At 63.7% G+C, this 21,295-nt stretch carries 11 protein-coding genes and 1 tRNA gene; 4 read left to right on the forward strand and 8 right to left on the reverse strand.

All coding sequences use genetic code 11. The features are described 5' to 3' along the window. Positions 1–425: 425 nt before the first annotated feature. The 5 genes from NKH67_RS13880 to NKH67_RS13900 form a co-directional block, all read right to left on the reverse strand. Positions 426–3,629 carry an efflux RND transporter permease subunit gene (locus NKH67_RS13880; protein ID WP_353031153.1) on the reverse strand — a complete coding sequence of 1,068 codons (3,204 nt, stop codon included), beginning with the start codon at positions 3,627–3,629 and terminating at the stop codon, positions 426–428. After that, positions 3,626–4,732, reverse strand: a complete 1,107-nt coding sequence (locus NKH67_RS13885; RefSeq protein ID WP_353031203.1) for an efflux RND transporter periplasmic adaptor subunit — start codon at positions 4,730–4,732, stop codon at positions 3,626–3,628. The genes NKH67_RS13880 and NKH67_RS13885 overlap by 4 nt, the downstream gene beginning before the upstream one ends. A 412-nt stretch (positions 4,733–5,144) precedes the next feature. Continuing rightward, the gene (locus NKH67_RS13890; RefSeq protein WP_352767273.1) at positions 5,145–6,644 is read right to left on the reverse strand and encodes a helicase HerA domain-containing protein; all 1,500 of its coding nucleotides are present in this window, start codon (positions 6,642–6,644) and stop codon (positions 5,145–5,147) included. Positions 6,645–6,794: 150 nt separating this feature from the next. Then, the gene (locus NKH67_RS13895; RefSeq protein WP_353031155.1) at positions 6,795–8,861 is read right to left on the reverse strand and encodes a PAS domain-containing hybrid sensor histidine kinase/response regulator; all 2,067 of its coding nucleotides are present in this window, start codon (positions 8,859–8,861) and stop codon (positions 6,795–6,797) included. A 52-nt stretch (positions 8,862–8,913) separates the two neighbouring features. Further along, the gene (locus NKH67_RS13900; RefSeq protein ID WP_352501159.1) at positions 8,914–14,625 is read right to left on the reverse strand and encodes a HAMP domain-containing protein; all 5,712 of its coding nucleotides are present in this window, start codon (positions 14,623–14,625) and stop codon (positions 8,914–8,916) included. 44 nt (positions 14,626–14,669) lie between these two features. On the opposite strand from NKH67_RS13900, the gene NKH67_RS13905 reads away from it, so the two are divergent. Next, the gene (locus NKH67_RS13905; RefSeq protein ID WP_352469899.1) at positions 14,670–15,218 is read left to right on the forward strand and encodes a hypothetical protein; all 549 of its coding nucleotides are present in this window, start codon (positions 14,670–14,672) and stop codon (positions 15,216–15,218) included. A 229-nt stretch (positions 15,219–15,447) separates the two neighbouring features. On the opposite strand, the gene NKH67_RS13910 is transcribed toward NKH67_RS13905, so the two are convergent. Together NKH67_RS13910 and NKH67_RS13915 are read right to left on the reverse strand one after the other, a co-directional pair. Next, positions 15,448–15,523, reverse strand: a tRNA-Ala gene (locus NKH67_RS13910). Between the two features lie 163 nt (positions 15,524–15,686). Then, complete coding sequence (locus NKH67_RS13915) at positions 15,687–16,076, reverse strand: TIGR02300 family protein (RefSeq protein WP_023676282.1); 390 nt, start codon at positions 16,074–16,076, stop codon at positions 15,687–15,689. A 194-nt stretch (positions 16,077–16,270) separates the two neighbouring features. On the opposite strand from NKH67_RS13915, the gene aroA reads away from it, so the two are divergent. The 3 genes from aroA (at position 16,271) to rpsA (ending at position 20,455) form a co-directional block, all read left to right on the forward strand. Next, on the forward strand, positions 16,271–17,629 hold the full coding sequence (gene aroA, locus NKH67_RS13920) for a 3-phosphoshikimate 1-carboxyvinyltransferase (RefSeq protein ID WP_352681467.1): 1,359 nt from the start codon (positions 16,271–16,273) through the stop codon (positions 17,627–17,629). A 273-nt stretch (positions 17,630–17,902) separates the two neighbouring features. Next, positions 17,903–18,553 (forward strand): (d)CMP kinase, encoded by a 651-nt coding sequence (gene cmk, locus NKH67_RS13925; RefSeq protein WP_352681469.1) that lies wholly within the window; start codon positions 17,903–17,905, stop codon positions 18,551–18,553. A gap of 204 nt (positions 18,554–18,757) precedes the next feature. Then, positions 18,758–20,455, forward strand: a complete 1,698-nt coding sequence (gene rpsA, locus NKH67_RS13930) for a 30S ribosomal protein S1 (RefSeq protein ID WP_023676278.1) — start codon at positions 18,758–18,760, stop codon at positions 20,453–20,455. Positions 20,456–20,559: 104 nt separating this feature from the next. Here the strand turns inward: rpsA and NKH67_RS13935 are convergent, their stop codons facing one another. Then, positions 20,560–21,267, reverse strand: coding sequence for an SDR family NAD(P)-dependent oxidoreductase (locus tag NKH67_RS13935; RefSeq protein WP_352625129.1), 708 nt, complete (start codon positions 21,265–21,267; stop codon positions 20,560–20,562). Positions 21,268–21,295: the final 28 nt, after the last annotated feature.

Raw genomic sequence — 21,295 nt, forward strand, 5'->3', positions numbered from 1 at the left:
GAGACGATTGTGCAATGCGGCATGGCGAGATTCACGGAAACAAAGCCGGCGTCCAGGCGCCGCCTGAGGAATTGGACGACGGCCGGCGCCACGAAGTTGACGCCGCGGGCGCCGCACCCGCCTGATCGGCTGCCTGCAGGTCTGTCGGCGCACGGTGATCGCGTCGGGCGGAAGCAGACATCGCAAGCGAGGACTCCGGAGGTCGCGGTTGCGCCCTCAAGCCCCGCCTGGTCGACCAGATAGAAGATCGCATTGGCCTCTCCGCCCGGCATCGTCTCGCTGAACTGGATGCGGCTGTCAGGCTGGATCAGACCGAGCAGGGTCTCCGCGGCACCTCGACGCCGAGGTTGCGCAGATCGTAGCCGTTGCCGCGCCGCGCCGATTTTCTGGAGTGATAACCGCGCTCGCGCGGCGAATTCGTAACCCTACTCGGCGGCCGTCTCCGATGGCGCCTCTGCCGGCCCCGAAGGTTCGGCCTCGGCACGGGGCTTGCGCCGTGAAAACAGCGACCTGAGCGTGACGTAGAACACCGGCGTCAGGAACAGGCCGACGAAGGTGACGCCGAGCATGCCGGAGAATACCGCGGTGCCGAGCGACTGGCGCATTTCTGCGCCCGGTCCCGTTGCGATCATCAGCGGCACGACGCCGAGGATGAACGAGAAGGCGGTCATCAGGATCGGCCGCAGCCTGAGCCGGCAGGCTTCGACGGCAGCCTCGGCGGCCGACAGCCCGCGTTCCTGCGCCTGCCGCGCGAATTCGACGATCAGGATCGCGTTCTTCGCGGCAAGCCCGATCAGCACGATGAGGCCGATCTGCACGAGGATGTTGTTGTCCAGCCCTCGGAAAGACACGCCGAGCAACGCCGCGAGCACGCCGAGCGGCACCACCAGCACAATGGCGAACGGCAGCACCCAGCTTTCATATTGCGCCGCCAGCGCCAGGAACACGAACAGCACCGACAGTCCGAAAATATAGACAGCGGCATTGCCGGTGTTGCGCTCCTGATAGGCGAGCTCGGTCCATTCATAGGAGGTACCGGCGGGCAGCGTCTTTGCCGTGATCCCTTCCATCAATGCCAGCGCGTCGCCCGTGGAAACGCCGGGCGCGGCGTTGCCCTGCAGCGGCACTGAGACGTACATGTTGTAGCGCTGGACCAGCGCCGGGCCGGTGACGTCGCGGATCTCGATCAACGTGCCGAGCGGAACCAGCGCGCCGGTCGCCGAGCGCACCTTCAGTTTCAAGATGTCGGCGCGATCGAGGCGGAACGCCTGGTCGGCCTGCGCCCGCACCTGGTAGACGCGCCCGAACGCGTTGAAGTCGTTGACGTAGGCGGTGCCCAAATTGATCGACAGCGTCTCGAAGATGTTGGGGATCGGCACGTTCAGGATGCGCGCCTTGTCGCGATCGATCTCCAGGAAGAATTGCGGGCTCGACGCGGAGAAGGTGGTGAACACGCCCGTCAGCCCCGGCGTCTTGTTGGCCTTGCCGGCGATTTCGTAGGCAAGCGCCAGGATCTGCCGCATGTCGGCGCTGTTGCGCTCCTGGATCTGCAGCTTGAAGCCGCCGGCATTGCCGACGCCGCGGATCGGCGGCGGTGGCAGTGCGATAATGAAGGCTTCCTTGATGCTTTGCAGGCTGCCGAACAGATTGCCGATGACCTGGGTCGCCGACTGGCCGGCTTTCAGTCGCTCGTCAAACGGCTTGAACCTGGCGAAGATCACGCCCGCGTTGCTGGCGTTGGTGAAGGTCGCGCCGGAGAAGCCGGCGAAGGCGACAGCGTAATCGACGCCTGGCGTTTTCTGGATGATCTGCGACGCCTGCTGGATGACCGAATCGGTCCTCGACAGCGAAGCGCCGTCCGGCAACTGGACGACGACGATCGCATAGCCCTGGTCAAGCGACGGAATGAAACCGCGCGGCACCGCCTGCACCATGTAGACCGTGGCGTAGATGAGGGCCGCGAAAACGGCCAGCATGGCGGCCATCGTTATCCACGAGCCGACCAGCACGCGGATAATGCTCGAATACCAATGGGCGACCCTGTCGAAGCCGCGATTGAAGCCGTCGGCGAGCGCCCGTCCGAACCGCGCCAGGAAAAAGCGCGGCGGCGCCGCCGCGGCGTGATGCGGCTTGAACAGCAGTGCGGCCAGCGCCGGCGAAAGCGTCAGCGAATTGAATGCCGAGATCGCCGTCGACACCGCGATGGTGATAGCAAACTGCAGATAGAACTGCCCAGAAATGCCGGGGATGAAGGCTGTCGGCACGAACACGGCTATCAGCACCAGCGAGATCGCGATGACGGCCGTTCCGACTTCGTCCATGGTCAGGTGCGACGCCGGACTGGGCGCCAGCCCTCTGGCGATATTGCGCTCGACGTTTTCGACCACGACGATCGCATCGTCGACGACGATGCCGATCGCCAGAACGAGGCCGAACAGCGTCAGCATGTTGAGCGAGAAGCCGGCGGCGTAAAGTACCGCCAGCGTGCCGATCAGCGACACGGGAATCGCCACGATCGGCACGATCGCCATGCGCCACGATTGCAGGAAGACGATGATGACGATGATGACCAGCAGCATCGCCTCGAGGATCGTCTTGTAGACCTCCTGGATCGACTCGGCGACGAACTCGGTCGGATTGTAGACGATGTCGTAGCTCAACCCCTTCGGGAAGTCGCGGGAAAGCTCCTTCATCTTGTCCTGGATCTCCGCGGCTGCGGCGAGCGCATTGGTGCCCGGCCGCTGGAAGATGGCGAGCGCCACCGCCGGTTTGCCGTTGAGATAGGAGTTGGTGACGTAATCCTTGGCGCCGAGCTCGATGCGCGCCACGTCCTGGAGCGAGATCAGGCGGCCGTCGTCGGTCGATTTGACGATCACGTATCGGAAGTCGCGTGCGTCGTTGAAGCGGCCTTGCGTTGTGACCGTGTACTGGAACGCCGTGCCGGTGCTGGTCGGCGGCGCGCCGATCGAGCCGCCCGACACCTGGACATTCTGGTCGCGCAGCGCCTGCACCACATCGCCCGAGGTCATCCCCAGGGCGGACAGTTTTTCCGGATCGAGCCAGATGCGCAGCGAATATTCGCGTTCGCCGAAGATGATGAGGTCGCCGACGCCGTCTAGTCTGAGCAGTATGTCGCGCACCCGCGAGCGGGCGTAGTTCGAGACGTAGAGTTGGTCGTAGGTATTGTCGGGCGACAGCATGTGCACGACCATCATCAGGTCGGGCGAGGTCTTGGTGGTGGTGATGCCGAGGCGGCGGACTTCTTCGGGCAGGCGCGGCTCGGCGACCGACACGCGGTTCTGCACCAGCACCTGCGCCTGGTCGAGGTCGGTGCCCAGCTTGAAGGTGATGGTCAGCGCCATCGCCCCGTCGCCCGACGAATAGGACGACATGTAGAGCATGCCCTCGACGCCGTTGATCTCCTGCTCGATCGGCGTTGCCACCGTCGCTGCGACCGTGTCGGCGTCTGCGCCCGGATACTGGGCGCGAACGACGATGGTCGGCGGCGCGATCTCGGGATATTGCGCGACCGGCAGCTGGGTATAAGCAATCCCGCCAAGGATCAGCAGGACGATCGAAACGACCGATGCGAAGATCGGACGGTCGACGAAGAAATGTGCGAACCTCATTGCTGCAACTCGGCGGTCTCGGCCCTGGGCGGCAACGTCACCATCTCGACCTTCACCTTGGTGCCGGGCCTGGCGTGCATCAGCCCGTTGACGATGATCGTCTCATCGCCGGTCAGGCCCTGGCGGATCACCCGGTAGCCGTCGAGAAGCGGGCCGGTGCGCACGGGCTTCGCCGACACCATCCCGGCCTCATCCACCAGGAACACGATGCGGCGATCCTGATCGGCGCCGATCGCCTCGTCGGGCACCAGCACGCCGCTATGCGGCAGCGACCCCGGCACGTTGATGCGCCCGAACATGCCTGGCTGGAGAATGCCGTCGGCGTTGGGAAATCTTGCACGCACCCGCATGGTGCCGGTCGCGTTGTCGATCCGGTTCTCGGCAAAATCGAGCTTGCCTTTGAATACCGCCTCCGCGCGGTCGGCGACGCGAACCACCACCTCAAGCCCGCCGGCGCCTTCCTGCATGCTGCCGCCGCGCTCCTTCGCGTCGCGGGCGTAGCTGAAATACAGGCGCTCATCGACGTCGAAATAGAAGTCGATCGGATCGCGCGTAACGATGGTCGTCAGCAAGGTGGAATCCGGCTGCACGAGGTTGCCGACCGACACCAGCCGGCGGTCGATGCGGCCGGACAAGGGCGCCTTGATCTCGGTGAATTCCATGTTCAGTCTGGCCGTCGTCAGCGCAGCCGTCGCGCCCTGCATCTGCGCCTGCGCCGAAAGGTATTCCCGCCGGCGGTCGTCGACCGTCGCGGTTGAAATATTGCCGGTCTTGGCGAGTTCGTCGGCGCGATCCAGCTGCATCTTGGAGAATTCGAGCAGACTCTTGGCGACGTCCACTTGCGACTTGGCGGCATCATAAGCCGCCTGGTACGGACGCTGGTCGATGGTGAAGAGCAGGTCGCCCTTGTTGACCAGTGCGCCGTCCTGGAAGCTGACCTTGTCCAGATAGCCGCTGACGCGCGAACGGATGGCGACCTGGTCGACGGCTTCGAAGCGCCCGACGAACTCGTCGTCTTCGACGATTTCACGGACCACCGGCTTGGCCGCCGTCACCACGGGTAACTGTTGGTCCTGCGCAAACGCAGTGCTGCTGAAAGCCATGCCGAGCAGGAATGCCGCCAACACGGCGGCGCGGGTAAGCCAGCCGGCCGATCGACAGGGTCGCCCGCCCGCGTCGCGATGCAATTGCCCATTCTCTTGGGTGTCCATTTGCGTCCTCGCTCGCTGGACCCGGAGGTCGGTTGATCCGCTTCTACGCTCAGGCTTTCGTCGAAATCAGAGCACTACAGTGTGTGCATGGCAACATGATCATTTTCGATGTGGGCTGAAATGTCCACCCTGTGGCTGCCCCGCCACCCGCCACTTGCGATGCAGATCCACCGGGCGGTCCGGGGATGCCATTGAGAGGGGGCGGCTAGACCTGGGAACAGACCTTGGTCCCGTCGGGCTGAACGTCCGCAACCCTTCTTCAAACGTTAAAGCCGCCATTTCGCTATCGGAACCGCATCAGCCCTTACACCGCCAAACTCCCCTGCTCCGCGTCCTCTGCATTGGGATCGCCCGGCGCGGTCGCCCAGGCGAGCTCCACCAGCGTCACCGTCCGCCTTCCAACCCCGTCGAGCTGGCAGACGATCAGCCCCTGCTCCTCGATATATATCAGCAGGCGCCGGGCGCGGCGTAGCGAGTGCGAGCCGTAGGCGCGGGCGATCGCCGCGTCGCTCGGGCAGGGCCAGCCTTCCTTGGCGGCGCGGGCGATCATCATGAACACGCCTTGCATGTCCTCGGGGAGCAGCGAGGCGCGCGCCGAGACGTCCTGCCAAGCGTCATCGCCTGCCATGTCGGAGCCGAGGCCGGCGCGGGCGCGGGTCAGCATGCGGCGGAACTCCGGCAGGTCCGGCACGACCGAGGCGAGGCCCTCGATGCGGCAGCGGACCACGAACTCCTGATAAAGCACGCCGATGACCCGGAAGCCGGCATCGGGTTGCGCCAGCACGGCGCGCAGCACCCGGTCGACGCGCTCGCGGCGCTCCGCCAAATCCTCGGCGCTGATCGGCGGCTCCACCGCTTCGGGGCGGATTTCCAGCGCCGCCGATTTCGCCGCCATCAGCTGGTCGAGCAGGTCCGGCGACGACCGGCGCTGCGGCCGGACGGTTTCGGGCGGCGGGGCCGCCAGGATGATCGCGCGCGCGTCCTCCAACGCCGATTCCGGCAGCGGCATCAGGCGCGGGGTCGCGTTGCGCGGACTTGTATCGGTCGGGCCGATCCGCAAGCCCAGCGGACGGCGCGACAGCGCCGGGCCGAGCGCCATGAATTGCCCGCGCTCGAGGTCGCGAAAAGCCTCCGCCTGGCGCCGCTCCATGCCGAGCAGGTCGGCGGCGCGCGCCATGTCGATATCGAGAAAGGTCCGGCCCATGAGGAAATTGGAAGCCTCGGCCGCGACGTTCTTGGCAAGCTTGGCCAGCCGCTGGGTGGCGATGATGCCGGCCAGCCCGCGTTTGCGGCCGCGGCACATCAAATTGGTCATGGCGCCGAGCGAGAGCTTGCGCGCCTCGTCGGAAACCTCGCCGGCGACAGCCGGCGCGAACAGCTGCGCTTCGTCAACCACCACCAGCATCGGGTACCAGTGGTCGCGGGCGACCTCGAAAAGCCCGCCGAGAAAGGCGGCGGCGCGCCGCATCTGGTTCTCGGCGTCGAGCCCCTCGAGATTGAGCACCGTGGAGACGCGGTGGATGCGCGCCCGCTCGCCGGCGCTCTGCAGGCCGCGCTCGGTATGCTCCTCGGCGTCGATCACCAGGTGGCCGAAACGGTCGCCCAGCGTCACGAAGTCGCCTTCGGGGTCGATGATGGTCTGCTGCACCCAGGGCGCGCTCTGCTCCAAGAGCCGGCGCAGCAGGTGGGACTTGCCGGAGCCCGAATTGCCCTGCACCAAAAGGCGGGTCGCCAGCAGCTCCTCGAGATCCAGCGCCGCCGGGGCGCCTGCGCTCGTCTGGCCCATCTCGATCGCAACGGTCATGTCTCGACTCTCCTTGCGGAGAGGGCTTATCAATCGCATCACAGCCCGTCGAGCGCGGCATGGCCGGCGCTCCGTGTTGCGCACAGGCTGGATGTCGCGGACGATCGAGGATACGGAACGTACCGTTTCGATTCGATGAGGCTTGTCTCCTCAGGTCGAAAACCGGTACCCGCCTTTCACCGGCTGGGCCTGCCTGGCTTTCTGCGAGCCGGCGCGCGCGGCCGCTGCAAGAATGCTCTCCACAAGATCCTTGTCGCGCAGCGGTTTGCCGAGCAGCGGCACGTCGGGGGGCCGGCCGGCGATCGCGTCGGCATCGGCATATCCGGTTATCATCACCGCCGGCCAATCGGCCCGCAGATTGCGGGCGAACCGAATGACCTCCAGGCCCGAGACGAGCGGCATGGCAAAATCGGTGACGATGACATCGAAATCGTACGGCGCGCGCTCGATCATCGCCAGCGCTTCGGCACCGCCCGCGGCACAGGTAACCGCAAAGCCGTGTTGGCGAAGCGATTGCGCCGTCAGTTCCCGCAGTACGTTGCTGTCGTCGATCAGCAGGACCGATGGATAGTCCTCGCCGGCATTCACGACGCTGTCGTCGGCATCGGATTTCTCGGGGATTTCGACCGGACGCTCGATTGAACGCGGCAGCCAGAGCTGGACGGATGTTCCACTGCCGACGGTGCTTTCCATGCGAAGCGTGCCGCCCGATTGCTTGACGAAACCATGCACCGTGCTCAGACCGAGGCCAGTGCCCTTGCCGACCGGTTTTGTGGTGAAGAACGGTTCGACGACCTTGGCGAGAATGTCAGCCGGTATGCCCGACCCGGTGTCCTTGACGGTGACCACGACATAGTCGCCCGCCGAAATATCCTCGGCTGCACGGCCTAGCGTTCGATTTTGCGCCTCCACGATTATCGTGCCGCCGGACGGCATGGCATCGCGCGCGTTGAAGACCAGGTTCATCAGCGCGAGCTCCAGCTGGCTGGCATCGACATGCGCCGGCCACACAGTGTCGTCGACAAGCCAATCGAAACGGATCAGGCCGCCCAGGACCGGGGCCACCAACCCGTTCATTGTATCGCCGAGCGCGGCGAGGCGCACGGCCTGCGGCCTCAGCGTCTGGCGGCGCGAGAACGCAAGCATGCGGTTGACGAGCTCGGCGCCTTGTTTTGCCGACCGGCGTGTCAGTTCCAGAACCTGCCTGGTCTGTCCATCGAACTCGGCGTGGCGCTCGAGCAATCCCAATCCGCTGAGAATTGCGGCAAGCAGATTGTTGAAATCATGCGCCAGCCCGCCGGTAAGCTTGCCGATCGCGTCGAGGCGCTGCGATTGCAGCAGCTGGTTCTCAAGCTCGCGCCGCTCGGTAACGTCCAGCAACGTGCCGAGGATCTCAGGCTCTTTGCCGTCGGAGCCATTCGACAGGACGCCCTGGTCGAGAAAAATCCGGTAATTGCCGTCGGCGCATTGCCAGCGGAATTCGCAGGTGTAGGAGCCGGCGGCCTTGGCTGCGAGCAGGACCTCCCTCACTCTCGGCAGATCGTCGGGATGAACCCGGCTCAGGCCGAAGCCTGGATCGGATGTCAGGCGTTCGGGAGGAAAGCCGGTCAGGCGTTCGACCCCTTCGGTGACAAAGCTGGCGCCGAACGGCGGCTCCGCCGCCCTTGCGTGGAAGCAGACCGGAAGAGAGCTCAAAATGGCATGCTGCCGCTCCTGGGCGCTGCGCAGGGCTCGCTCGGCCTCGAGCTTTTCCTTCTGCGCCTGCAGTGCCTGGGCCAGCAGCCGTTGCTCGGCAGCCGCCTTTTGCTGGATTTCCAGCGTCTTCTCATGAAGTTCGGCGAACACGGCGACCTTGGAACGCAGCATGGCCGGGTCGAAAGGCTTGAACACGTAATCGACCGCGCCGGCGTCGTAGCCGCGCAGCATGTGCGCGTCTTCCTTGTTGATGGCGGTGAGAAAAATTATCGGCGTTCGCCTGGATTGCTCGCGCTGGCGGATCAATCCCGCGGTCTCGTAGCCATCCAGCCGGGGCATCAGCACATCCAGCAGGATGACTGCGAAATCCTCCTTCAGCAGTGCGCGCAACGCCTCTTCGCCCGACTGCACGCAGACGACTTCACCGATAGGGGCCAGAACCTCGCCGATCGCCAGCAGATTGCGCTCGTCGTCATCCACGGCCAGGATGCGCGCCTTTGCCGGCCCTGCTGCCGGCGCCATAACCTCCAGCTTCCTTGCTCCGTTTCTCGACAGTTTCTGCATCGAGCGGCCGTCAGTTCACTGCCATGAGCGTCTTTTCCGGACCATGAACACGGGATCGCGAACGGCCGATCCAGACACGCAGCAATGCCAGCAGCAGATCAAGGTCGACAGGCTTGGCGATGTAGTCGGAGGCGCCGGCGTCGAGGCACTTCTGCCGGTCGCCCTTCATTGCCTTGGCTGTGACCGAGATCAACGGGATATGGGCGATCGCCGGCATGCTGCGGATCTGCCGCATCGTCTCGTAGCCATCCATTTCCGGCATCATGATATCGATCAGTGCCGCATCGATGTCCGGGCTCTGCTCCAGAAGCGCGATACCTTCCCGGCCACGCTCCGCATGCAGCACCTGGATGTCATAGGTCTCGAGAACGCTGGTGAGTGAATAGATGTTGCGGATGTCGTCGTCGACGATGAGGACCTTTGCGCCGGCGAGGTCGAACTTGTCCGGCTGTTCGGCTGCCGCACTATTGTTGTCGTGGCCTCGCCCCGGGAGCGTCGCGGATATCAGGAGAGCCAGCTGCGCGAAATTCTCCGCCCGCGGAACGTCCGCCAATGCCGGATGCAAGGCGAGCGACTGTTGCAGCGCTTCCGGATGAGGCGCAAAGAACAGCAGCCGCGACACCGACTGTCCGAACAGGACGGCAATCTCATCCAGCATCTGGGCGTTGTCCTTGGCCGAGCGGCCAAAGCCGAGCACAACGGCATCATAGTTGGCGATGCCGATATCGTCCGCATTCGCGGCGACGCGGCCGATCGCGGTGACCGAGGTGACGCCGTCGCGGATCGCCTCGATCAGCGAAAGGCGGCGCTCGGGATCGGGATCGGCAATCAGGACGCGGCTCTGGACGCGGAGCTTTCTGGAATGAATATCCTGGAAGACCTTCATCAGTTCGTCCGACGATACGGGCTTGGTTGAAATGCTGGATGCACCCTTGCGGGCAAGCACCTCGATGTCTTCGGCGCCCGAGATGACATGAACGGGAATGTCCTTGGTTTTCGGGTCATGGCGAAGCAGATCGAACAGCACCCAGCCGTCGATATCCGACAGTCCGAGATCGAGCGTAATCGCGTCGGGAACCAGCTTGCGTGCCAAAGCCAGCGTGCCGGAGCCCGCGGTCGACAGGACGCCTTTCAGCCCGGCCGAACGTGCAAGGCCGAGCAGCAAACCGCCGAAGGTCGGGTCGTCCTCCACGATCAGCACGACCCGATCTTCCGACGAGATCGTGTCGCGGTCATCGAGCAATTCGGAGGACGGCGGGCTCGGCTGCGCCGTCGTCGCGGCCACCTCCATCGCCGGCAGCAACGCCGCTTGCGGGGCCAAGGCCATCCGGGGTCCGTCGAATGGAATGACCAGAGTGAACGTCGAACCCTTGCCCGGCGTGCTCTCGACCCTCAATTCGCCGCCAAGCAGCCGGGCAATCTCCCGGCTGATCGAAAGCCCAAGCCCAGTGCCGCCATATTTGCGGCTTGTGGTGCCGTCGGCCTGCTGGAAGGCTTCGAAGATCAGCTTCTGCTTGTCCTGCGGAATACCGATGCCGGTATCGCTGACGACGATCGCGAGCGCCTCCATGGGTTGCGCCGAACCGTTGTGACGGCCCGCCTTTTCGGCCCGGAAATTCAAGCGGACCTCGCCTTGCGAGGTGAACTTGAACGCGTTCGACAAAAGGTTGAGCACGATTTGCTGCAATCGCTTCTCGTCGGTGCGGACGGTCTCCGGAAGCTCGGGATCGACGTTGATGGTGAAGCCAAGTCCCTTGTCGGTCGCCAGTTGCCGGAAGGTTCGCTCCATGTGCTGGCGAAGATGCACCACCGGCATGTCGTTGATGTCGATCGAGACGGTGCCCGATTCGATCTTCGACAGGTCGAGGATGTCGTTGATCAGGCTCAAAAGGTCGGTGCCGGCCGAATTGATGGTGCGCGCGAACTCGACCTGCTTGTCGTTGAGATTGCCCTGCTGGTTGGTTGCGAGCAGGTTTGAAAGGATGAGCAGCGAGTTCAGCGGCGTGCGCAGTTCGTGGCTCATATTGGCGAGGAATTCCGACTTGTATTTCGAGGTAAGCGCCAGCTGCTCGGCCTTCTCCTCCAGCGCCCGCCGCGCCATCTCGATTTCCAGGTTCTTGTTCTCCACCTGCTTCTTTTCGTTCTCGAGCAGCTGCGCCTTTTCCTGCAGCTCCTCGTTGGTGGCGTGCAGCTCCTCCTGCTTCTTGGTCAGTTCGGTCTGACGCGCCTGCAATTCCGAGGTCAGCAGCTGCGACTGCTTGAGCAGGCCTTCGGTACGCATGGTGGCGGCGATGGTGTTGAGAACGATGCCGACGGATTCCATCAGCTGGTTGAGGAAGGACTGGTGCGTGTCGCGGAATTCGCTGAACGAGGCGAGTTCGATGACGGCCTTCACCTCGTCCTCGAACAGAGCCGGAAGAATGATCACGTTCGCCGGCGCGGCATTGCCAAGGCCGGAGGTAACGCGCAGGAAATTCGGCGGCACATTGTCCAGCATGATGGCGCGCTTGTCGGCGGCACTCTGCCCGACAAGCCCTTCACGCAGATCGAGGCGTTGCTTGATTTCCGCCTTGCTTTCGGCGCCATAGGAGGCGGCGAGCTCCAGATAGAATTCATCCTCGTCGCGGTTGGTCACATAGAACACGCCATATTGCGCATTCACCAGCGGGGCGAGTTCGGACATGATGAGGCGCGAGACCGTGGCCAGGTCACGCTCGCCCTGCAGCATGCGCGAGAAGCGGGCGAGATTGGTCTTCAGCCAGTCCTGCTCGGCATTCTTCAGCGTCTGGTCCTTCAGATTGCGGATCATCTCGTTGATGTTGTCTTTCAGCGCCGCCACCTCGCCGGAGGCCTGGACGCTGATCGAGCGGGTCAGATCGCCCTTGGTCACCGCCGTCGACACCTCGGCGATGGCGCGCACCTGGGTGGTCAGGTTGGCCGCGAGCTGATTGACGTTGTCGGTCAGGTCGCGCCAAAGGCCGGCAGCGCCGGGCACCCGGGCCTGGCCGCCGAGCTTGCCTTCGATGCCCACTTCGCGGGCGACGTTGGTCACCTGGTCGGCGAAGGTCGCCAGCGTCTCGATCATGCCGTTGATGGTGTCGGCGAGCGAGGCGATCTCGCCCTTGGCATCGACCGTCAGCTTGCGCTTGAGATTGCCTTGCGCGACCGCGGTCACGACATCGGCGATGCCGCGCACCTGGTTGGTCAGGTTCGTCGCCATCAGATTGACGTTGTCGGTCAGGTCCTTCCAGGTGCCGGCGACGCCCTCGACCCGCGCCTGGCCGCCGAGCTTGCCCTCGGTGCCGACCTCGCGGGCGACACGCGTCACTTCGCCGGCAAAGGAGTTCAGCTGGTCGACCATGGTGTTGATCGTCGATTTCAGCTCCAGGATCTCGCCCTTGACGTCGACGGTGATCTTCTTCGACAGGTCGCCGCGCGCCACAGCGGTGGTCACCTCGGCGATGTTGCGGACCTGGCCGGTCAGGTTCTCGGCCATCGAATTCACATTGTCGGTCAGATCCTTCCAGGTGCCGGCAACGCCGCGCACCTGCGCCTGGCCGCCGAGCTTGCCTTCGGTGCCGACCTCGCGCGCCACGCGCGTCACCTCCGAGGCAAAGGAATTCAGCTGGTCGACCATCGTATTGATGGTGTCCTTCAGCTCGAGGATCTCGCCGCGCACATCGACGGTGATCTTCTTCGACAGGTCGCCCAGCGCCACTGCCGTCGTCACCTCGGCGATGTTGCGCACCTGGCCGGTCAGATTGGCGGCCATCGCATTGACGTTGTCGGTCAGGTCTTTCCAGGTGCCGGCGACGCCGCGCACCTGCGCCTGGCCGCCGAGCTTGCCGTCCGAACCGACTTCGCGCGCCACGCGCGTCACCTCGGAGGCGAAGGAATTCAGCTGGTCGACCATCGTATTGATGACGTCCTTGATCTGCAGGATCTCGCCCAATGCATCGACGGTGATCTTCTGGGTCAGGTCGCCGGTCGCAATCGCGGTTGCTACCTTGGAGACGTCGCGTAATTGCACGGTCAGATTGCCGGCCATGGCATTGACGTTGTCGGTCAAATCTTTCCAGGTGCCGCCGACGCCCTCGACATGCGCCTGACCGCCGAGCTTGCCCTCCGACCCCACTTCGCGCGCCACACGCGTCACTTCCGAGGCGAAGGAATTGAGCTGATCGACCATCGTGTTGACGGTGTCCTTGAGCTCGAGGATTTCGCCCTTGACGTCGACGGTGATCTTCTTCGACAGGTCGCCGCGGGCAACGGCGGTCGTCACCTCGGCGATGTTGCGGACCTGGCCGGTCAGGTTGGCGGCCATCAGGTTGACGTTATCGGTCAGGTCCTTCCAGGTGCCGCCGACGCCCTTCACCTCGGCCTGGCCGCCGAGCTTGCCTTCGGTTCCGACCTCGCGCGCCACACGCGTCACTTCCGAGGCGAAGGAATTGAGCTGGTCGACCATCGTGTTGATGGTGTCCTTGAGCTCGAGGATTTCGCCCTGCACGGCGACGGTGATCTTCTTCGACAAGTCGCCCGAAGCGACCGCAGTCGTCACCTCGGCGATGTTGCGGACCTGGCCGGTCAGGTTCTCGGCCATCGAATTGACGTTGTCGGTCAAGTCCTTCCAGGTGCCGGCGACGCCGCGCACCTGAGCCTGGCCGCCGAGCTTGCCCTCGGTGCCGACCTCGCGGGCGACACGCGTCACTTCGCCGGCAAATGAGTTCAGCTGGTCGACCATGGTGTTGATGGTCGATTTCAGTTCGAGGATCTCGCCCTTGACGTCGACCGTGATTTTCTTCGACAGGTCGCCAAGCGCCACGGCCGTGGTCACCTCGGCGATATTGCGCACCTGGCCTGTCAGATTTTCGGCCATCAGGTTCACGTTGTCGGTCAGGTCCTTCCAGGTGCCGCCGACACCTTCGACGCGCGCCTGACCGCCGAGCTTGCCTTCTGTACCGACTTCGCGCGCGACGCGCGTCACTTCCGAGGCGAAGGAATTGAGCTGGTCGACCATCGTGTTGATGGTGTTCTTGAGTTCGAGGATTTCGCCTTTCACGTCGACGGTAATCTTCTTCGACAGGTCGCCGGAAGCGACGGCGGTCGTCACCTCGGCGATGTTGCGCACCTGCCCGGTCAGGTTCGTCGCCATGGCGTTGACGTTGTCGGTCAGGTCCTTCCAGGTTCCGGCCACACCTTTCACGCGAGCCTGGCCGCCCAGCTTGCCTTCGGTGCCGACCTCGCGCGCCACGCGCGTCACTTCCGAGGCGAAGGAGGCCAGTTGCCCGACCATGGTGTTGACGATCTTGCCGATGCGCAGAAACTCGCCGCGCAGCTGCCGGCCGTCGATTTCGACCATCATCGTCTGCGACAGGTCACCCTTGGCCACCGCGCCGATGACGCGCGCCACTTCGGCCGTCGGCTGAACCATGTCCTCGATCAGATCGTTGACGGAACGGACGCTCGATTCCCAACTGCCGGTGGCGTTGCGGACACGGCCGCGTTCGCCGATCCGGCCATCCTTGCCGACGACCTTGCTGAGGCGTTCGAACTCGCGCGTGACCTGATCGTTGAGTTCTACGATTTCGTTGAAGGTGTCGGCGATCTCGGAATCAAGGCCGGCGTAGACATTGTCGATACGAACGGAGAAATCACCGCTCCGAAAAGCCTTCAGCGCGTTCAGTATTTGACGACGGTCCAATTGCCTTGTGGATGCAAGCACGCTCACAGCGCCCCTCCCAGCTCACGGATTTCTTGAATGTCCCGGTGAAACTGTCCCCTGCGGCCGACACAACTCCCCGCAAGCGCAAGAACGCGGCATGCTCGATTTGGTTCCAGACGAAATTGCCGCTATGCGGCAGGAATTTCGCAGCCGCATTCACGAAACGACGAGCAACAAAGATCCATAATGATTGTATCGATCAATATTTCTGCCCAACGGAACATCTCGAAAAAACTCTCGTTGGTATAGATCGCGATCCAGCGATGCAACTCGATGGAGACACTAAGATGATGAAAATTCTCTCTGCATCCCTACTTGCTATCGGCCTGGCCACATCTGCCATGGCACAATCCATGGGCTCCGGGACCGGTAGCGCCGATGGCAATACCGGCGTCAACACAGGCACTTCCGGCGGCAACACCGGGACCGGCAGCGCAACTACCCCGAACACAATCGATCCGAACGCAACGAACGCTACCACGCCGCAGACAAACGGTATGGAGGATCGCTGCAAGGATACGGCGGGCAGCGATACCGACAACAACACACCCAGCGGCGCTATGACGTCGGATATGCAGAACTGCAACAAGTAACGGAGTTTTGCGCAGCGGTCATTTCAGCCCGCGGCCTGGTCCAGACCGGTGCTCGCGGTTCAAACCACAGCCAGAAATATGCACAGACCGGGCACGGGCTCATTACTTCTGAATGGATCGGCGAGCCCAAGCCGGGCGGCCGATTAACTAGTCTCAGCTAGGTTCTGCGATAGGCGGCGGCCAGCCCGGCGGGCGGGGCGGCCGTTCTGCTGATTTTCGCGGAGAGAACTGGTGGAGCCAATCGGAATCGAACCGACGACCTCTTGAATGCCATTCAAGCGCTCTCCCAACTGAGCTATGGCCCCACTCCGGCAGTTCACCGGCGCCGTTTCCGGCGAAGAGATCCGGCGCGGGTTCTAGACCGCGCCGTTAGTGAAGGCGGCTTCTAACCCCGCCTTCAGTCAATATCAAGCCTTCAAGAACCGCTTTTTCTAAGCAGCGCCGCGAAAGCCGGCGAATGCGGTTCGCTCAGACTTCGTCGTCGTCTTCGCCGACGCCGATCATGTCGGCAACGTCGTCGTCTTCTTCCTCCTCGTCGGCGAGGAACGTGTCATCCTCGTCATCGCCAAGGTCAACGTCGTCTTCGTCATCGCCGAGATCGGGAAGCTCGTCGGCCTTCGCGTCCTCGTCCGCCTCTTCGAGCGAGACGACCTCGACGCCCTCTTCCTCCTCGGCGTCCACTTCCTTCTCGGCAACTTCCTCTTCCTCCTCGAGGGCGGCGATCTTGCCTTCTTCGAAATAGGAGCGCGGATAGCTCTTGCCCGTGTAAGGCGAGACGATCGGGTCCTTGTTCAAGTCATAGAATTTTCGACCTGTCTCCGGGTCGATGCGTTTGGTGCCAAGTTCGGGTTTTGCCACAGCAAGCCTCGTCGATGAAAGTTTGGTCCCCTTAACCAGAGTTTACGGCGCTGTCAAAGCGAAAAGCCGGCGTCCCAAAAAGCTTGAATTCGAAGGCCTTCATACCAAGGGGATGACCATTTCGGCACGCCATGATAGGAGACCCCGCAAACCAGCAGAAAATGGCCGACCGCCGGCGTTTCCAGGAAAGAACCATGTCGCACACTGCCGCCCCGAAGCAGGCCACCGCCCGCAAATCATCTGGCCTTTCAGGCGCGGCACGGGTGCCGGGCGACAAGTCGATCTCGCACCGCTCGTTCATGTTCGGTGGCCTGGCCTCCGGCGAAACCCGCATCACCGGGCTGCTGGAAGGCGAGGATGTGATGCGTACGGGCGTTGCCATGAAGGCCATGGGCGCCCATATCGAGAAGCATGGCGCTGAGTGGGTGATCCGCGGTACCGGCAACGGCGCGCTGCTGCAGCCGGAAGGCCCGCTCGATTTCGGCAATGCCGGCACCGGCTCACGCCTCACCATGGGCCTGGTCGGCACCTATGACATGGAAACCACCTTCATCGGCGACGCCTCGCTGTCCGGCCGGCCGATGGGCCGGGTGCTCGAGCCGCTCCGCCAGATGGGCGTGCAGGTGCTGAAGGCGACGCCCGGCGACCGCATGCCGATCACGCTGCACGGGCCCAAGCACGCCGCTCCGATCACCTACCGCGTGCCGATGGCATCGGCACAGGTCAAGTCGGCGGTGCTGCTGGCTGGGCTGAACACGCCGGGCATCACCACCGTCATCGAGCCGGTTATGACGCGCGACCACACCGAAAAGATGCTCAAGGGGTTCGGCGCCAATCTGTCGGTCGAGACCGACGAGCGCGGCGTGCGCCACATTTTCATCGAAGGCCAGGCCAAGCTCACGGGGCAGACGATCGCAGTGCCTGGCGACCCCTCCTCGGCCGGCTTCCCGCTGGTGGCGGCGCTGATCGTGCCCGGCTCGGACATTACAATCGAAAACGTGCTGATGAACCCGACCCGCACCGGACTTCTGTTGACGCTGCAGGAAATGGGCGCGCGCATCGACATAATCGATCCGCGCAACGAAGGCGGCGAGGATGTCGCCGATCTGCGCGTGCGCTATTCCGAGCTGAAGGGCGTCACCGTGCCGCCCGAACGGGCGCCGACCATGATCGACGAGTATCCGGTGCTTGCCGTGGCGGCGAGCTTCGCCGAGGGCGAAACGCTGATGCTCGGGCTGGAAGAGCTGCGCGTGAAGGAATCCGACCGGCTGTCGGCGGTCGCCAACGGGCTGAAGCTCAACGGCGTCGACTGCACCGAGGGCGAGGCCTCGCTTGTCGTGCGCGGAAAACCCGGCGGCAAGGGCCTCGGCCAGCATCCCAACGGACAGGGCACCATCGTCCAGACCCATCTCGACCACCGCATCGCCATGAGCTTTCTGGTGATGGGGCTGGCGACGGAAAAACCGGTGACCATCGACGATCAGGCGATGATCGCAACGAGTTTTCCGGAGTTTATGGGGCTGATGAAGGGGCTTGGGGCGGAGATCGAGTAGCTTGATGGCAATCAATAGCCTTGGGGGTTGGGGCCAAACTGGAACGTCGGCGGGACAGCGCCCCCCTCTGTCCTGCCGGACATCTCCCCCACAAGGAGGGAGATTGGCAGCTTCGGCGCTCCGCTCAATCCTGCGACGTAGACAATTGGCGAAAGCCGCGATGGCCGCCGATCTCCCCCCGAGTGGGGGAGATGTCCGGCAGGACAGAGGGGGGCGCGAAGGATCGCCACGCCTATCTGGATCATTGCGCTTTTCGATTCCGGTGGGCGGCCAATGACCCCAACCTTCACCATCGCCATCGACGGCCCTGCCGGCGCCGGCAAAGGCACCCTCGCCCGACGGCTCGCCGACCATTACCGGCTGAACCTGCTCGATACCGGCCTTACCTATCGCGCGGTGGCGCATGCGCTGCTCCGGCTCGGCCTGCCGCTCGACAATGTTTCGGCCGCTGAAACCGCGGCCCGGCAGGTCGATCTGGCAAAGCTCGACCGCGCAGTGCTTTCGGCACACGCCGTTGGCGAGGCGGCTTCGAAAGTGGCAGTGATCCCGTCGGTGCGGCGCATCCTGGTCGAGAAACAGCGCGACTTCGCAAGAACACCGCCTGGCGCGGTGCTCGACGGCCGCGACATCGGCACCGTCGTCTGTCCCGATGCCGACGTAAAACTCTATGTCACGGCAAGTGCCGAGGTGCGGGCAAAGCGGCGGCTGGATGAAATCGAGAGCATCGGCGGCACTGCCAATTTCGACGAAATCCTTGCCGATATCGTGCGCCGCGACGAGCGCGATATGGGCCGCATGGACTCACCCTTGAAGCCGGCCGCCGATGCGCACTTGCTCGACACGTCGGAAATGGCTATAGAAGCCGCGTTTCTGGCAGCTCGGGCGATCATCGACGATGTCCTGGCCAAGAGAAACGAAGCCTGAGCCGGGTTTTCCTGCCGCCGCCGATTGCCGGCGACAAAAAGAATTCCCATATCGGGCATGAACCAGCCTGTCAGCATTCTTCATGCGCCGGAATTGCCGCTCAAGGGCGGCCAAGGGCTTTTGCCCGGAACGCCGGCAGGCCAACGCAACGCTAACCCACGGCGCCCGCCCCGCGACAGATTGCGGGGCATTCCAGGAGAAACTATGTCAGTTGCAAATCCCACTCGCGATGATTTCGCGAGCCTGCTCGAAGAATCATTTTCCGCCGGCCATTCCGGCGAAGGCCAGGTCGTCAAGGGCATCATCACCGCCATTGAGAAGGACATGGCCATCATCGACGTCGGCCTCAAGGTCGAAGGCCGCGTGCCGCTGAAGGAATTCGGCGTCAAGGGCAAGGACACGACGCTCAAGGTCGGCGACACGGTCGAGGTCTATGTCGAGCGTATCGAGAACGCGCTTGGCGAAGCCATGCTGTCGCGCGAAAAGGCCCGCCGCGAAGAGAGCTGGGTCCGTCTCGAAGAGAAGTTCACCAAGGGCGAACGCGTCGAAGGCGTCATCTTCAACCAGGTCAAGGGCGGCTTCACCGTCGACCTCGACGGTGCCGTGGCCTTCCTGCCGCGCAGCCAGGTCGATATCCGCCCGATCCGCGACGTCTCGCCGCTGATGCACAACCCGCAGCCCTTCGAGATCCTCAAGATGGATCGCCGCCGCGGCAACATCGTGGTGTCGCGCCGCACCGTGCTTGAGGAAAGCCGCGCCGAACAGCGTTCGGAAATCGTGCAGAATCTCGAAGAAGGCCAGGTGGTCGAAGGCGTCGTCAAGAACATCACCGACTATGGTGCGTTCGTCGACCTCGGCGGCATCGACGGCCTGCTGCACGTCACCGACATGGCATGGCGCCGCGTCAACCATCCGACCGAAATCCTCAATATCGGCCAGACGGTCAAGGTGCAGATCATCCGCATTAACCAGGAAACCCACCGCATCTCGCTCGGCATGAAGCAGCTCGAGAGCGATCCGTGGTCCGAGATCGGCACCAAGTTCCCGATCGGCAAGAAGATCAAGGGTACCGTCACCAACATCACCGACTACGGCGCATTCGTCGAGCTGGAGCCGGGCATCGAAGGCCTCATCCACGTTTCGGAAATGTCGTGGACCAAGAAGAACGTGCATCCCGGCAAGATCCTGTCGACGACGCAGGAAGTCGACGTGGTGGTGCTCGAAGTCGATCCGGCCAAGCGCCGCATCTCGCTCGGCCTCAAGCAGACGCTGGAGAACCCGTGGGAGGCCTTCGCGCGCAGCCATCCGGTCGGCAGCCAGGTGGAGGGCGAGGTCAAGAACAAGACCGAGTTCGGCCTGTTCATCGGCCTCGAAGGCGACGTCGACGGCATGGTCCACCTTTCCGACCTCGACTGGACCCGTCCGGGCGAGCAGGTGATCGAAGAGTACAATCGCGGTGACATGGTCAAGGCGCAGGTGCTCGACGTCGACATCGACAAGGAGCGCATCTCGCTCGGCATCAAGCAGCTGGCCAAGGACACGGTCGGCGAAGCAGCGACGTCAGGCGAACTGCGCAAGAACGCAGTCGTCACCTGCGAGGTTATCGGCGTGAAGGATGGCGGTCTGGAAGTGCGGCTGGTCGACAGCGGCATCGAGACCTTCATCAAGCGCTCCGACCTCAGCCGTGACCGCGACGAGCAGCGCCCCGAGCGCTTCACCGTCGGCCAGAAAGTCGACGCCCGCGTCATCGCCTTCGACAAGAAGACCCGCAAGCTGCAGGTTTCGATCAAGGCGCTGGAAATCGCCGAAGAGAAGGAAGCGGTCGCTCAGTACGGCTCAACCGATTCCGGCGCTTCGCTGGGCGATATTTTGGGTGCCGCGCTGAAGAAGCAGGGCAGCTAAGCCAATACCGCGCCTCGCGCGGGTTATAAACGAAACAAATAGCCCCGCCGGAACGATCCGGCGGGGCTTTTGCTTGTGACCTTTGCTTGCGACGGACCGCAGGCTCAGGCCCGGCCGTAGAGTGGCACCAGCGTGCCGCTGATCGCCATGTTGGCCGGCGAGGCAAGGTAGGCAATGGCCTCGGCGGCCGCTTCAAGGCTGACCCATCTGCTGAAATCTGCGTTCGGCATGTCAGCCCGGTTGGCCGGCGTGTCGAGCGTCGAGGGCGCCACGGCATTGACCAGAATGCCGTTGCCCTTCAGCTCTTCGGCCATCGCCACGGTCATCGCGGCGACTGCCGCCTTGGCGGCGGCGTAGGCCACCTTGCCGGAGCCGCGCCGCGGATCGAGCCCGGCTCGCGCGGTGACATTGACGATGCGGCCCGGCACGGAAGATCCCAGCATCGAGCGTATCGCGGCGCGGCAGCACAGAAAGGTGGTGCGGGCATTGGTGTCCATCATCTCGGCGAAGGAGGCGGGTTCGATCTTCTCGACCGGCGCCGCGGTGAAGCCGCCGGCAAGATGCACCGATGCCCATAAATCTGGAACGCTGGCATAGAAGGCGTCGACCTTGGCAGGGTCGGCAAGGTCGACATTGTGCGCCAGCCTGACGCGGTCATGCGCCGGAAAGGGAAAATGCGCAGGCGCGGCAGCGTGGGCATTGGGCACATGGCAGATCGCGCCCTGCTCCAGCAGTTTCCCTACGACCGCACCGCCAAGAGCACCGGTGCCGCCGGTCACCACGATATGTCTGCCGTCCAGTGTTTCCGTCATATTCGACCGCTCCGTCATTGCGCGCCGC

Origin of the sequence: Mesorhizobium sp. M0968 (assembly GCF_040319065.1) — a bacterium.
Taxonomy (GTDB): domain Bacteria; phylum Pseudomonadota; class Alphaproteobacteria; order Rhizobiales; family Rhizobiaceae; genus Mesorhizobium.